Annotated in this window: 14 protein-coding genes and 1 tRNA gene; 4 read left to right on the top strand and 11 right to left on the bottom strand. The window is 57.2% G+C overall.

Going from position 1 to position 13,169, the window contains the following annotated elements; translation table 11 throughout:
• Window positions 1-15 precede the first annotated feature (15 nt).
• The 10 genes from GGR91_RS02705 to GGR91_RS02660 all read right to left on the bottom strand — a co-directional run bounded on the left by GGR91_RS02705 (window position 16) and on the right by GGR91_RS02660 (window position 9,296).
• The gene (locus GGR91_RS02705; protein ID WP_183939812.1) at window positions 16-363 is read right to left on the bottom strand and encodes a hypothetical protein; all 348 of its coding nucleotides are present in this window, start codon (window positions 361-363) and stop codon (window positions 16-18) included.
• A 71-nt stretch (window positions 364-434) separates the two neighbouring features.
• Window positions 435-1,073 (bottom strand): 7-carboxy-7-deazaguanine synthase, encoded by a 639-nt coding sequence (queE, locus tag GGR91_RS02700; RefSeq protein WP_183939810.1) that lies wholly within the window; start codon window positions 1,071-1,073, stop codon window positions 435-437.
• The gene (gene queC / locus GGR91_RS02695) at window positions 1,070-1,753 is read right to left on the bottom strand and encodes a 7-cyano-7-deazaguanine synthase QueC (RefSeq protein ID WP_183939808.1); all 684 of its coding nucleotides are present in this window, start codon (window positions 1,751-1,753) and stop codon (window positions 1,070-1,072) included. The genes queE and queC overlap by 4 nt, the downstream gene beginning before the upstream one ends.
• A 34-nt stretch (window positions 1,754-1,787) precedes the next feature.
• Window positions 1,788-1,864 (bottom strand) — tRNA-Arg (locus tag GGR91_RS02690).
• A gap of 56 nt (window positions 1,865-1,920) precedes the next feature.
• Window positions 1,921-2,448 carry a DUF1254 domain-containing protein gene (locus tag GGR91_RS02685; protein WP_183939806.1) on the bottom strand — a complete coding sequence of 176 codons (528 nt, stop codon included), beginning with the start codon at window positions 2,446-2,448 and terminating at the stop codon, window positions 1,921-1,923.
• Window positions 2,439-3,014, bottom strand: coding sequence for a DUF1214 domain-containing protein (locus GGR91_RS02680; RefSeq protein ID WP_183939804.1), 576 nt, complete (start codon window positions 3,012-3,014; stop codon window positions 2,439-2,441). The genes GGR91_RS02685 and GGR91_RS02680 overlap by 10 nt, the downstream gene beginning before the upstream one ends.
• Before the next feature lie 35 nt (window positions 3,015-3,049).
• Window positions 3,050-5,710: a pyruvate, phosphate dikinase gene (gene ppdK, locus GGR91_RS02675; protein ID WP_183939802.1), complete on the bottom strand. Its 2,661-nt coding sequence runs from the start codon at window positions 5,708-5,710 to the stop codon at window positions 3,050-3,052.
• 42 nt (window positions 5,711-5,752) lie between these two features.
• Entirely contained in the window at window positions 5,753-7,942 is a 2,190-nt protein-coding gene (gene glyS / locus GGR91_RS02670) for a glycine--tRNA ligase subunit beta (RefSeq protein ID WP_183939800.1), read from the bottom strand.
• Window positions 7,939-8,409 (bottom strand): endonuclease domain-containing protein, encoded by a 471-nt coding sequence (locus GGR91_RS02665; RefSeq protein ID WP_183941520.1) that lies wholly within the window; start codon window positions 8,407-8,409, stop codon window positions 7,939-7,941. Before GGR91_RS02665 ends, glyS begins: the two co-directional genes overlap by 4 nt.
• Entirely contained in the window at window positions 8,409-9,296 is an 888-nt protein-coding gene (locus GGR91_RS02660) for a glycine--tRNA ligase subunit alpha (RefSeq protein ID WP_183939798.1), read from the bottom strand. The genes GGR91_RS02665 and GGR91_RS02660 overlap by 1 nt, the downstream gene beginning before the upstream one ends.
• A gap of 156 nt (window positions 9,297-9,452) precedes the next feature.
• Between GGR91_RS02660 and GGR91_RS02655 the strand changes: the two genes are divergently transcribed.
• From GGR91_RS02655 to GGR91_RS02640, 4 genes are all read left to right on the top strand, one after another.
• Complete coding sequence (locus GGR91_RS02655; protein ID WP_183939796.1) at window positions 9,453-9,665, top strand: helix-turn-helix transcriptional regulator; 213 nt, start codon at window positions 9,453-9,455, stop codon at window positions 9,663-9,665.
• A complete protein-coding gene (locus GGR91_RS02650; protein ID WP_183939794.1) occupies window positions 9,658-10,311 on the top strand; it encodes a hypothetical protein in 654 nt (217 codons plus the stop codon). Before GGR91_RS02655 ends, GGR91_RS02650 begins: the two co-directional genes overlap by 8 nt.
• 54 nt (window positions 10,312-10,365) lie before the next feature.
• The gene (locus GGR91_RS02645) at window positions 10,366-11,319 is read left to right on the top strand and encodes a TraB/GumN family protein (RefSeq protein WP_183939792.1); all 954 of its coding nucleotides are present in this window, start codon (window positions 10,366-10,368) and stop codon (window positions 11,317-11,319) included.
• A gap of 70 nt (window positions 11,320-11,389) precedes the next feature.
• Window positions 11,390-12,115, top strand: a complete 726-nt coding sequence (locus GGR91_RS02640) for a CPBP family intramembrane glutamic endopeptidase (RefSeq protein ID WP_183939790.1) — start codon at window positions 11,390-11,392, stop codon at window positions 12,113-12,115.
• On the opposite strand, the gene GGR91_RS02635 is transcribed toward GGR91_RS02640, so the two are convergent.
• Window positions 12,112-13,161, bottom strand: coding sequence for a S66 peptidase family protein (locus tag GGR91_RS02635; RefSeq protein ID WP_183939788.1), 1,050 nt, complete (start codon window positions 13,159-13,161; stop codon window positions 12,112-12,114). The two genes, GGR91_RS02640 and GGR91_RS02635, sit on opposite strands and share 4 nt — an antisense overlap.
• Between the last annotated feature and the right edge of the window lie 8 nt (window positions 13,162-13,169).

Here is a 13,169-nt window from a genome sequence, read left to right as displayed (position 1 = left end):
TCAATCAAGCGGCTTTCAAAATACCGTGAACAAAACCGCCAAAATTGCCGGAATGGCCACAGCAGCAGCCCAAAGCTTCAACCGGTCCGCGACATAATGCGTGTGCAGACCCTCACTATCGTACGCAACGGCATCCAGCGCCTGCCAGCGACGCTCCATATTGCGGCATGGCGGAATGACTGCAGCCACAAAGAGGACCAAGACAAAATAAGGGAAAATCGACGTGCCACGCGATTCAATGGTGGGCGTCACCAAAAATATCAGTGCCAATGTGTAGACCACCAGCGCAAAGGCGACATGGTCGGACATACGTTTTGCATAGCTTTTATAACTGCGCATTTGCGCTTGTTCGGCTTTTGCCATTTTCCTGCTCTCCTCTTCCCGTCATGAGACTGTCATCTTTGGGAACAGGTTTCAAGCATATTTACCAAGCGCTATGGCAGCCCTAAAATCTTGTGATTTTGCAAGGATAAGCGCCATTTTGGGCGGTTCATGACGAAGCGTGTCGCTTCCTCGACGCTCGCCGCGTTCAACACCGCGTCGCCTTTATCCATGGGCTGGATGAGGAAATGGGCAAATTGCCATTCCTCCATGCGGTCCACATCACTCGCCAATTGCGGCCAGACGAGTTTCAGTTCATCGCCATGATGTTGGACCACGTCGGATCCTGCCTTGGGGCTGATGCAGACCCAATCAATGCCCGGATGGACCGCGATAGTGCCGTTGCTTTCAATGGCGATCTGAAACCCGTGCGCATGCAATGCGTCGATAATCGCATCATCGACCTGCAACATGGGTTCGCCGCCGGTTATCACGACATAGCGCGATTGCGTGCCCTCACCCCACAAAGCCGCAACTTTTGCCGCAAGGTCAGCCGCGTCATAACGCCCGCCATTTTCGCCATTCATGCCGACAAAATCGGTATCGCAAAATTGGCAAATGGCTGAACTGCGATCTTCTTCGCGGCCCGTCCACAAATTGCATCCGGCAAAACGCAGAAACACCGCACGGCGACCCGCATGGACGCCTTCGCCCTGAAGCGTCAGGAAAATCTCTTTAACCGCGTAGCTCATGCGTAAACGGTGGGGTCGGGCAATCCCGCATCAGCAAAGCCCTTGGCCCGCAAACGGCAACTGTCACAGCGGCCACAGGCTTTGTTATCGGGCGTAGGATCGTAACAGGACCAGCTCATGCCCGCATCAAGGCCAAGCCGCGCCGCTTGCGTGGCGATATCCGCCTTGCTCATGTGCAGCAACGGCGTGTGGACGCTGAAATGATCGCCCTCAACACCCGCCTTTGTGGCCAAATTGGCCATGCCTTCAAAGGCGCGGATGAATTCCGGGCGGCAATCGGGATAGCCCGAATAATCGAGCGCATTGACGCCAATCCACAAATCCCGCGCGCCGCGTGCTTCGGCAAGGCCAAGGCATAAGGAAAGGAATATCGTGTTGCGCGCAGGCACATAAGTGATGGGGATGGCGTTTTCTTCAACGCCCTCTTTGGGAACAGCAATGTCCGCGGTCAGCGCGGAGCCGCCAAAGCGTGTCAGATCCAACGGCAGGACGATATGTTCAATCGCCCCCAAATGCGCGGCGATGGTCGCTGCACTATCAAGCTCAATCCTGTGACGCTGGTTATAATCGATGGTCAGCGCGATAAGGTCATAGCCCGCCTCACGCGCCAAGCCGGCAACAACCATTGAATCGAGGCCACCGGACAAGAGGACGATGGCAGATTTGGATTTTGCGGTCATTGTGAGGCGTCTCTGTATTCAGAGAGAAGAAAAGTGGTGCACCCGGAGCGATTCGAACGCCCGGCCCTCAGATTCGTAGTCTGATGCTCTATCCAGCTGAGCTACGGGTGCACTGGAAGGCGGCTATTAGGGTGGTGCCTTCCGTTGTGCAATAGCTAATTTGAACCTTAAAGCTGCTTGCAGGTCGATTTTCTGCGGATGGCATCCACAACCGGATATTCGGCCGGGCTGGAGAGCAATATCCGGATCAAGGCAATGCCACGATCATATTGCAACCTTACCGGCTCATAACCCTGTGGCGCAGTCTGCCCGGTTTTGATCAATGCAAGACGGGCACGCTTTCCACCCGTATCACGGTCGCTGCGGACAGCGGCGACATCGGTACGGGCGTCAAATATGCTCACCGACCAATAATGACCCGGTACCGACGCCACATCGACCAGCACGGGCCCCTTTGAAACATCAAAAACGCAGGACGAATAGACAAGGTCAGGACTTGGCCGGACAATCGGTTGATTGTCCGCGTTTGCCAGTGCGCCAAATGCAAAGCTGTTTGCCGGCGCGCGCGCGCCGATAACATCCATCGCTTTTGACATCAGCGCATAGGGGGTCGCGAACAAAACGCCTTGCCATGCGAACGCGGACACCAGCAGTCCGGCGATGATAGGGAACATCCAGTTGCGTATCATGCGCATGCCTCTCTGGTAACGGTGGGAAGTTTCGCGTTTGCGGGATCGTTCAACAACGCGCCGCGCGGATGATAAGTGCGCAAGGTCAGATCAAAATGCGGCGTCCGTCCTGTGGGCAGCCAGACACCTTCGGTCGGATTTGGCGAAACGGTGAATGACCAGTTGCCTTGCGCGTCACGGGCTGGCGCATTGCCAGCGACGGACCAGCGGTTCGCGGCATTTTTCACAAGCCAGCCTTCGCCTTTGTAAAGCGTTACGCTCCACCAGCGCGCATCGAGCTCGCCGCCTGTGACAGTATATGTGCAGCGACCTTCCAAAGGGCGCCCTTCGCTGTCGGTGCGGGTGATAAAATACATCGCCTCTTTGGCCGGCAATGCCAGAAGACCGTTCAGTGCAACCTTCGCGCGCGTCAAAGCCGAGGCTGATGCGGTTCCCTGATCGGTATTCGCGCTCCATTGGCCGTTGTGGACCTGCTTATCTGCGTAATCGCCGCGAACCTGATGCACAGCAAAGGCCGCGCCGCCAACTAAGCCCAATGCGATACATGCCGCAAATCGGTGCCATGTTTTCATAATGCTCTCCCTCGAACGAAGGTTAGAACAAAAGATTACTTTCTGGCAAGCGCCGCCTGCGCTGCCGCCAGTCGCGCGATAGGCACGCGATAGGGGGAGGCGCTGACATAATCGAGGCCGACCTTTTCACAAAAGGCAATCGACGCCGGATCGCCGCCATGTTCGCCGCAAATGCCAAGCTTGATTTCAGGACGCGTCGCGCGGCCTTTGTTGGCGGCAATTTCGATCAGCTGGCCAACGCCTTCAACATCCAAGCTGACAAACGGGTCGCGGGCGTAAATGCCCTTGTCGACATAATGCGTCAGGAACCGTGCGGCATCATCGCGGCTGACGCCCAATGTGGTCTGCGTCAGGTCGTTCGTGCCAAAGCTGAAGAAGCTGCCGACTTCAGCGATTTCATCGGCCATCAATGCGGCGCGCGGCAGTTCGATCATCGTGCCGACCAGATATTCGATGCGCTTGCCCTGTTCGGCAAAGACAGCTTCGGCAGCCTTGTCGACAACATCCTTCATCAGCTCAAGCTCGCGGCGCGTGCCAACCAGCGGGATCATGATTTCAGGAACCGGTGCAACGGCCAATGAACAGGCCGCTTCAAATATCGCGCGCGCCTGCATCTCGTATATCTCAGGATAGGTCACGCCCAAGCGGCACCCGCGATGGCCAAGCATCGGGTTGAATTCGTGCAGTTCCGCCGCGCGTTGTTTCAACACTTCCACACCGACACCGGCAGCCGCAGCAACCTCGGCAAATTCGCTTTCCTGATGTGGCAGGAATTCATGCAATGGCGGGTCGAGCAAGCGGATGGTGACGGGAAGGCCAGCCATCACTTCGAAAATGGCAGTAAAGTCCTTACGCTGTTCGGGCAGCAATTTGTCGAGCGCAACGCGGCGGCCCTTTTCATCGTCCGCCAGGATCATCTGGCGCACAGCGGTAATGCGTGCAGCATCAAAAAACATATGCTCGGTACGGCACAGGCCAATGCCTTCTGCGCCAAAATCGCGCGCCGTTTGCGCATCCAATGGCGTTTCGGCATTGGCGCGGACTTTCATCCGGCGGCCGGCATCGGCCCAGACCATCAACGTGCCGAAATCACCCACCAGCTCAGGCTGCAACGTCGGGACTTCCCCCGCCATCACTTCGCCGGTGGAACCATCAAGCGTGATGATATCGCCTTCATGCAGCGTCCGTCCGGCAATGCGCAGCGTTTTGGCCGCTGCGTCGATCTGAAGGCTGCCAGCCCCCGATACGCAAGGACGGCCCATGCCGCGTGCGACAACCGCCGCATGGCTCGTCATGCCGCCACGTGCGGTCAGTATGCCGGTTGCGGCGTGCATGCCGTGAATGTCTTCAGGACTGGTTTCAACGCGCACCAAAATGACGGACTCGCCGCGCTCTTTCCATTTGTCGGCGGTGTCCGCGTCAAACACGATTTTGCCCGAAGCTGCGCCGGGCGAAGCTGGCAGGCCAGAGGTCAGCACATCGCGCACGGCATCGGGATCCAGCGTCGGGTGCAGCAATTGGTCCAGCGCCATCGGGTCCACGCGCAGGACAGCCTCGTCCGTGGTGATGAGGCCAGCGTCGGCCATATCAACCGCGATTTTCAACGCGGCCTTCGCCGTGCGCTTGCCCGAGCGGGTTTGCAGCATCCACAATTTTTCACGCTCAACGGTGAATTCGATATCCTGCATATCGCGATAATGCGTTTCGAGGATGTCGAACACGCGCGCCAGTTCGGCATATACCGCGGGCATGGCTTCTTCCATCGACAAGGGCTTGGCACCCGCGCGCTCGCGTGCCGCCTTGGTCAGATATTGCGGGGTACGGATACCCGCGACAACATCTTCGCCTTGGGCATTGATCAGATATTCGCCATAATACGCATTCTCGCCCGTTGCGGGATCGCGGGTGAAGGCGACGCCGGTGGCGGACGTTTCGCCCATGTTGCCGAACACCATCGCCTGCACATTGACCGCAGTGCCCCAGTCACCGGGGATATTGTTCAGGCGGCGATAGACCTTTGCCCGGTCGGATTCCCATGAACCAAATACAGCGCCAACGGCGCCCCACAACTGGTCATGCACATCTTGCGGAAATGGCTTGCCCCATTCGGCCTGAACCAGCCGCTTATATTCGGCCACCAACGCCTTCAGATCATCGGCCGAAAGCTCGGTATCGAGATAATAGCCTTGGTCTTCCTTGGCGATTTCAAGCGCTTCTTCAAATGCGCCATGATCCAGTTCCAACACCACATCGGCATACATCTGAATGAAGCGGCGATAGCTGTCCCACGCAAAGCGGGCATCGCCAGAGGATGTTGCCAAACCTTCTACAGTTTGGTCGTTAAGTCCCAGATTTAAAACGGTATCCATCATCCCGGGCATCGACACACGCGCGCCAGAGCGGACGGACACGAGCAACGGATTGGCCGCATCGCCAAAGGCTTTGCCGGTGACCTGTTCAATATGCGCAAGGCCGCCCGCAACCTCTGCACGCACGCTGTCGGGGAAGCTTTGGCCATTGGCGTAATAGGCCGTGCACATCTCGGTCGTGATCGTAAAGCCGGGGGGGACAGGCAATCCAATCGACGCCATGCCGTCAAGGTTCGCACCCTTGCCGCCAAGGATATTTTTGTTGCCGCGAACGGTTTCATCGCCGTCCGAAACACCACCACCGAAACGAAATACATATTGGGTCATGCTAAGTCCTTATTGTCTGTCAGCATTCCCGGGGAGAAACCGTCAGCCTTCTATTTTCGCAAAATCCGCAACCCGGTGAACCGCATCGCGGAACCTTGCCAGCAAGCCCAAACGAAACGCCCGTTTAGCGGGGTCTTCGTCGTTCACCATCACGCCGTCAAAAAATGCATCGATGGGCGCGCGCAGGCTGGCAAGCGCCGCCATTGCGCCTTCGAAATCTTCGGCATCGACGGCGGCCGCGGCATTGGGTGCAGCGGTGTCGAGCGCGGTGAGGAGCGCACGCTCTTCAGCAACCAAATCCGCCGGAGCGGGTGCAGCGGCGTCAACACCGTCCGCTGCCTTCAATATGTTCGCCGCGCGCTTATACGCCGCCAACAAATTCGCGCCTTCGGCTGTCGTGATATATGCCTGCAATGCGTTCACCCGCGCGAGCAGCCGGACAAGATCATCCTCACCGCCAAGGCTAAACACCGCATCAATCAAATCGTGCCGTACACCCGCTTCGCGTTGTTGGACTTTGAGGCGGTCGGCGAAGAAGTTCAGGAGCTCATCGTTAGGGCTGCTTCCAGGCCACGGTTTAATTAAAGCAGGGAACGCGTATGCCAACCCAAACATTCTCTTCAACGAGAGACGATAGTTATTTTCTGTAATGAGACGGATGACGGAAAGAGCAGCACGACGAAGCGCAAACGGATCTTTCGAGCCCGTGGGTTTTTCGCCGACCGTAAAGAAACCGACAAGCGTATCAAGCTTATCTGCCAAGCTCACCGCCACAGTGACCGGCGCGGTGGGCACATCGTCGCCCTGCCCGACTGGCTTGTAATGGTCGCGGACCGCGTCGGCGACAGCATCCGCTTCGCCCTGTGCGCGGGCGTAGTAACCGCCCATAAGGCCCTGCAATTCGGGAAATTCACCGACCATGCCGGTGACGAGGTCAGCCTTGCACAGCCGCGCCGCGCGTTCGGCTTGGTCCGCTAATTCCTCCCCGGCACGGGGAGGGGGACCATCCGAAGGATGGTGGAGGGGGTTGGCGGCATCACGTGACGTAGAAGGCGAAGCCCCCCCTCCGTCACTCGCTTCGCGAGCGCCACCTCCCCGTTCCGGGGAGGATTTGACAATGCCTTCTTCGACCAACCAGCGCGCCAGCTTGGCAACGCGTTCGACCTTGTCGGCGACGCTGCCCAATTTTTCGTGGAACGTGATCTGCGCAAGCTTCGTGGCCTGATCGTCCAACGCAACCTTCAGGTCCTGTTCCCAGAAGAATTTGGCATCGGACAAGCGCGCGGCGAGCACCTTTTCATTGCCCGCAACAATCGCTGCGCCGCCGTCATGCGCATCAATGTTGGCCGTGCAGACAAAGGCGTTGGCAAGCTTGCCCGCGCTGTCGTGACAGACAAAATATTTCTGGTTCACACGCGCGGTCAGCTGAATGACTTCTTGCGGCACTTCCAAAAACGCGGGGTCGAAACGGCCAAGCATGGGCACGGGCCATTCGGTCAGCCCGGCATTTTCGACGACCAGGCCTTCATCCTCAACCAACGTCAGCCCTGCGGCGGCCGCAGCCGCCTTTGCGCCGTCGCGAATGAGCGCGCAGCGTTCGGAGAAATGGACGAGGACATGGGCATTGCGGAGCTTTTCAGCATAGTCGCCTGCGTTACCAATAGTGACAGGGCCGCTGTGGTGGAACCGATGTCCCATCGTCGCCGTGCCGCTGACGATGCCTTCGATTTCGCATGGCACGACATCATCGCCCAGTATCGCGACGATGCCTTGCAATGGGCGGACCCAGCGCAGACTTTCCGTCGAAGCCGACCCCGCGCCCCAGCGTTGTGACTTTGGCCACGGGAACGCACGAATAATCGCAGGAATCGCCTCAGCCAGAACATCAGCGGTCTGACGCCCTGCCTTTTCTACGACCGCGAAATACACGCCATCGCGTTCTATCAGCTGGTCTTCTGTAAGGCCGGTTTTGCGAAGGAAACCCTCCATCGCCTGCGGCGGCGCGCCGACTTTTGGGCCTTTGGTTTCTTCGGAAACCGCGTCTGTCGCCAGCGGTAACCCCGTCGCAATCAACGCCAAGCGGCGCGGCGTGGCAAAGGTTTCAACCGAAGCCGCAGCCAGCCCCGCCTTGGCCAGCGCGTCGTTGAACAAGCGCGCCAAATCTTCCTTGGCCTTCACCTGCATCCGCGCAGGGATTTCTTCAGAACGAAGTTCCAGCAGAAAATCGGTCATGCTAAATCCTCCCCGCCTGCGGGGAGGGGGACCGTGCTTGCACGGTGGAGGGGGCTATCAGTCCAAGCGCAAATGGTTTGTAGCACAGTGTCCAAATCCTTCAGCACATCAACGGCAGCAATCCGAAGAACCTTAAAACCAGCAGCCTGCATGGCGGCGTCGCGGAGCGCATCACGCTGGGGATGGTTCCCGCGGTCATGTGCCTCACCATCAATCTCGACAACCAATTTTGCCGACACGCTATAAAAATCAGCGATGTACGGCCCGATTGGGTGTTGGCGACGAAATTTCATGCCCAACTTACCAGCACGCAATTGTTCCCAAAGGAGGACTTCAGGGAGAGTCATTTCACGGCGGAGTTTGCGCGCGCTGTAAACGACAGGGCGTTGCAAGGGCTGAGCCCCCCCTCCACCCCGCTTCGCGCGGTCCCCCTCCCCGGTTCGGGGAGGATTTTGTGTGGACGCCATCATGCCGTCCATCCGTTCTTTTCCATCCATGCCTGGCAGCTGCCTTTGGCGAGGTCGCGGACGCGGCCCATATAGCTGGCGCGTTCTTGCACGGAAATCACGCCGCGCGCCTGAAGTATGTTGAAGATGTGGCTGGCCTTGATCGCCTGTTCATAAGCGGGAATGGGTAGGCTGCGCTCGAGGCAGTTTTCGCACTCCGCAGTCGCCTTTTTAAAGGCATCGAACAGCATGTCGGTGTCGGCAACCTCAAAATGATAGGTGCTCATCTGCCGCTCGTTTTCGCGGAAAACATCGCCATAGGTAATCGCCGGGCGATCCGCGGTGGCATTGTTATACGCGAGGTCGAAAATGCTATCCTTGTTCTGGATGTACATCGCCAGACGTTCCAGACCATAGGTCAACTCGCCCGAGACCGGCTTGCAATCAAACCCGCCCATTTGTTGGAAATAGGTGAACTGCGTGACCTCCATGCCGTCACACCAGACTTCCCAGCCAAGGCCCCATGCACCCAGCGTCGGGCTTTCCCAGTCGTCTTCGACAAAGCGGATGTCGTGCAACAACGGATCAATGCCAATGGCCTTGAGCGAGCCCAGATACAGTTCCTGAAGGTCCGGCGGGCTTGGTTTCAAAATCACCTGATACTGATAATAGGCGCCGAGCCGGTTGGGGTTTTCGCCATAGCGCCCATCGGTCGGGCGGCGCGACGGCTGCACAAATGCGGCATTCCACGGATCAGGGCCAAGCGCGCGCAAAGTGGTCGCGGTGTGGAAGGTACCGGCACCCATTTCCATATCATAAGGCTGCAATATCGCGCAGCCTTGCTTGCCCCAATAATCATGGAGGGTGAGGATCAGGTCCTGAAAACTAAGTGGTGCGATGTCGGACATGGCCAGCCCTTGGCGGAGATAGGCGGCTAAATCAAGGTTCTGAAAAGCCCGCGCGCCGTTTTGTCAGTGACGCATAGCATTATGTAAGGTGTTGTTGACATATTGCGCGAATCGCAATAGTAAGGTTTCCATGACACAAAGACATCATAACCTGACATGAAAAATCAGCTGAAAGTTCTCCGCGCGATGCGGAGCTGGAGCCAAGCCGATTTGGGCGAGCATCTCGATGTATCGCGCCAAGCGGTCAATGCCATCGAGACAGGGAAATATGACCCGTCGCTGCCGCTGGCGTTCAAGATTTCTCGGCTATTTGCATTGCCGATCGAGGAGATTTTCGATGACGAATTTGAAGGAGCGCACAATGACTGACGCTGATGACATGGCGAACAACAATGGACGCCGCAGAATGTGGATGATGTTTTCAGGCATCGGAATTATCATGATCTCAGGCGCGATTTCGGGATATCTCTCGCAACGCGATGCTCAAGGCGACGGTCCGCTCACCACGCTCGATGTTTCGATATTGGACCTCTTTGCTGCGGTCATTCTGCTGCTCGCTTTTTTAATCTGGAAGTTGTTTCAGCAAACAAAGCAAAGCGGTGAACGCCGGCCGCGCCGTGAGAGGTTGAACAATCGCATCATTTGGGGTTGCGGTATCTTTGGCGGGATCATTGGCCTTGCGCTGGCTCTAACCGACAATATCGGCACCGCAAACGAACCCAGCCTATTTGCAAGCGGTCCGATTTCGCCCGTGCTGGCGGTCATTCTGGCGGGTGCGATTGGCGTCGTCCTGCCTGCCATTACCTTTTACTGGCACAAGCATGTTGTCGATGAACAAGAGGAAGCTGCCTATCGCGCTGGCGCACTGATCGCGATTTACGCTTTCTGGTTCGTTGCGCCCGTTTGGTGGTTGCTGTGGCGGGGTGGCATTTTGCCATCTCCCAATGGTGTCGCGCTTTATTTTATGACGGCTTTCATTGCCCTCATTGTCTGGTCGTGGAAGAAATATCGCTGATATTGGAGATATTTACATACAGTTGTTGCGACAGCGACTTAAAGGAGAATATCTATGCGTTTACGTTTAAAGTCCGTGCTTGCCGCGACAGCAACATGTGCGCTGGCCTGGGCAATGCCAGCCGCAGCGCAGACCACGCCAACCGAGGCCCCCGCCAAAATCGAGGCGCTTGACCCCGTCAAAATTCCTGCCGTTACCACCAAGGATGTCGACCCCGCTTTATGGGTGGTGAAGGACGAAGACACCACAGTCTATCTGTTCGGTTCCATCCATATTTTGAAACCAGGCCTTGGTTGGTTTGACGAAGGCGTCAAAGCCGCTTTTGACACATCGGATCAGCTCATCCTTGAACTGGTCGAACCGTCCGCAGCGGAAAGCCAAGCGCTTTTTGGCAAATTGGCGATGGACCAACAGGGCAAGACATTGCGTTCCAAAATGAACGATGCGGACCGCGCTGTTTATGAAACAGCAGTGGGCAAGCTTGGCCTTCCCGCCGCGGCACTTGACCCGTTCGATCCATGGGCAGCCGCGGTAACGCTGTCCCTGATCGCGATGCAAAGATCCGGATTTGATCCCAATAGCGGCGTCGAAAAACAGCTAACGGCCGCAGCCAATGCCGCCAAAAAGCCAATTTCCGGTTTGGAAACGATGGCGTTCCAATTGGGCGTGTTTGATACCCTGCCCGAATCCGAACAGGTCGCGTTTCTTGTTGAAACCGCAAAGCAGATTGATGATATGGGAACCAGCATGGACAAGATGGTCGACATGTGGGCATCGGCCGAAACCGAAAGCCTTGGCCAACTCATGAACGAGGGCCTGACCAGCCGCACCTTGTACGACGCCCTGCTGACGAAGCGGAATGCCAATTGGGCGAAATGGATTTCGGCGCGCATGGCAAAGCCCGGCGTAACATTCATGGCGGTTGGCGCAGGGCATTTGGCTGGCCCGACCAGCGTTCAAAATCTGCTGCCTGCTTATGGCCTGAACGCAACGCGGGTAGCCTATTAAGTTTTGATATGTCACAAGCGTAAGGGCCTGACGATATGCGTTCGGGCCCTCAACGTTTGGCGGGATCGCAATGGACAATACGCAACGCACGGATGGCGCTCATGCCGGGTCACTGGAAAGCCCGTACTATCCGGGTCTTTGGCCCACCGCCGGGTTTATCCTGCTCTATTTTGTGCTGCAGGCGGTGTGTACGGGCCTCATCATGGCCGCGACGGGAACGAGCAATGCAATGCCTGTCGTCATTATCTTCGGCCTTGTTGCCGCGGCGATTGTCCAATTGTTCCTGATGTGGCTGTATCTGCGCAAGCAAGGGCGGATGGCGATATTGGGGCTGAACAGTTTTGGCAAAATCCCGCTGCGTCAGGCAACGACGCTTGCGGTCGTTGTGATTATGGCGGCCATGGCGTTCAATTATATTTACGCGACCTATGTCATCCCCGGTGTCGAAATGCAGGAGGAAATGGCCAAAATCCTCGCCTCCATTCCGCGCACGCCGGTGAATATTGCCGCGATATTTTTTGCCATCGCGGTTGCTGCGCCCATTGTCGAAGAATTGCTGTTCCGGGGCATGCTGCAGAATGCGGTTGCGAAATATGTGCCTTTTTGGGCGGCAATCCTGCTGTCATCATTCCTGTTCGCGGTCGTGCATATGCAGCTTTATGCCATCCCCGGATTGATGTCGCTGAGCATCGCTTTTGGTTATCTCTACCACCGCACAGGATCGCTGCGCACGAACATCATCCTGCACATGGCGAACAATGCGTTTGCTTTGGTCATATCCCAAATTTTGAATTAAACGACGACAGGCTCCAGCAAGCGCAGCGTTCCGGCATCGGCGTCAATTTCCGCCATGCCGCCAACGGGCAAGGTGAATTGGTCGGTGATATGCCCGAACCACGCCCCCTGATACGCAGGAATGCCCAAGCCACCCAAATGCTGGGTGAGGACATCATTCAACGTAAACGCCCCGTAGCTGGTGCCCTTGTTGACGCAGTCGGTGCATTGACCAAAGACAACGCCTTTCAAGTTTTTAAGCACGCCCGCCTGCCCCAATTGGGTGAGCATGCGGTCGATGCGATATTCCGCCTCTTCCACATCTTCGAGGAACAAGATGGCACCAGAAAAATCGGGCAAATACGGCGTTCCGGCAAGCGCGGTCAGTACGGTGAGATTGCCGCCAAGCAGCTTCCCCTGCGCCTTGCCCCTGCCCGTGCCCAAAACGCGTGTGCGCCAGCGACGCTGCGTCAGCCGGTCCTCGTCGCCCTCTGGATTAACAAATAAGGGCGTGCCCGCATCAAAGGCAATTTCGCGGTATATGTCCCATGATGACTTGCCCCATGCGCTGCCCGCATTTGGCCCGTGCAAGGTCACAAAACCGCCCTTTGCCGCAATCGCCATGTGGAGGGCGGTGATGTCGCTAAAGCCTGTCAGCAGCTTGGGATTGGCGCGAATGATGTTCCAATCGAGATAGGGCAGAAGCCGTGCGCTGCCCCATCCGCCGCGCACGGCAAATATCGCCTTCACGTCCTTGTCCGCAAACATCGCATTAATGTCTGCCGCGCGGTCCTTGTCCTGCCCGGCAAGATAGCCGTAGCGGTTCAGTACATGCGGCGCCCGTTTGGGCTTCAGCCCCATTGCGGTGATGGCTTCTTCAACCAACTGGATCTGGAACGGCTCGTCACTGGCAGACGCCGGTTCAATAAGCCCGACGGTATCGCCGACGCGCAAACGCGATGGCTTACGCGCGCCTTTTGCTTCAGGCGAAGCCGCCAAAAGCGGTGGGGCCGACAGCATTGCCGCCAGCCCCGCCATAATCTGCCGCCGAGTTGCATTGATATCCATACCCGGCG

It is taken from the genome of Sphingorhabdus rigui (assembly GCF_014196595.1).
Classification (GTDB): Bacteria; Pseudomonadota; Alphaproteobacteria; order Sphingomonadales; family Sphingomonadaceae; genus Sphingorhabdus_B; species Sphingorhabdus_B rigui.
The sequence above is the reverse complement of the archived record's forward strand: the minus strand, read 5'-3'. Positions and strand labels throughout refer to the sequence as shown.

Bases quoted from the DNA above. Each gene is read 5' to 3' on its own strand.
- GGR91_RS02640 (WP_183939790.1), top strand. From the start codon at position 11,390: ATGGACAATACGCAACGCACGGATGGCGCTCATGCCGGGTCACTGGAA.
- GGR91_RS02645 (WP_183939792.1), top strand. From the start codon at position 10,366: ATGCGTTTACGTTTAAAGTCCGTGCTTGCCGCGACAGCAACATGTGCG.
- GGR91_RS02635 (WP_183939788.1), bottom strand. From the start codon at position 13,161: ATGGATATCAATGCAACTCGGCGGCAGATTATGGCGGGGCTGGCGGCA.
- GGR91_RS02685 (WP_183939806.1), bottom strand. From the start codon at position 2,448: ATGCGCATGATACGCAACTGGATGTTCCCTATCATCGCCGGACTGCTG.
- GGR91_RS02680 (WP_183939804.1), bottom strand. From the start codon at position 3,014: ATGAAAACATGGCACCGATTTGCGGCATGTATCGCATTGGGCTTAGTT.
- glyS (WP_183939800.1), bottom strand. From the start codon at position 7,942: ATGACCGATTTTCTGCTGGAACTTCGTTCTGAAGAAATCCCTGCGCGG.
- GGR91_RS02655 (WP_183939796.1), top strand. From the start codon at position 9,453: ATGAAAAATCAGCTGAAAGTTCTCCGCGCGATGCGGAGCTGGAGCCAA.
- GGR91_RS02650 (WP_183939794.1), top strand. From the start codon at position 9,658: ATGACTGACGCTGATGACATGGCGAACAACAATGGACGCCGCAGAATG.
- GGR91_RS02705 (WP_183939812.1), bottom strand. From the start codon at position 363: ATGGCAAAAGCCGAACAAGCGCAAATGCGCAGTTATAAAAGCTATGCA.
- queE (WP_183939810.1), bottom strand. From the start codon at position 1,073: ATGAGCTACGCGGTTAAAGAGATTTTCCTGACGCTTCAGGGCGAAGGC.
- ppdK (WP_183939802.1), bottom strand. From the start codon at position 5,710: ATGACCCAATATGTATTTCGTTTCGGTGGTGGTGTTTCGGACGGCGAT.
- GGR91_RS02660 (WP_183939798.1), bottom strand. From the start codon at position 9,296: ATGTCCGACATCGCACCACTTAGTTTTCAGGACCTGATCCTCACCCTC.
- queC (WP_183939808.1), bottom strand. From the start codon at position 1,753: ATGACCGCAAAATCCAAATCTGCCATCGTCCTCTTGTCCGGTGGCCTC.
- GGR91_RS02665 (WP_183941520.1), bottom strand. From the start codon at position 8,409: ATGGCGTCCACACAAAATCCTCCCCGAACCGGGGAGGGGGACCGCGCG.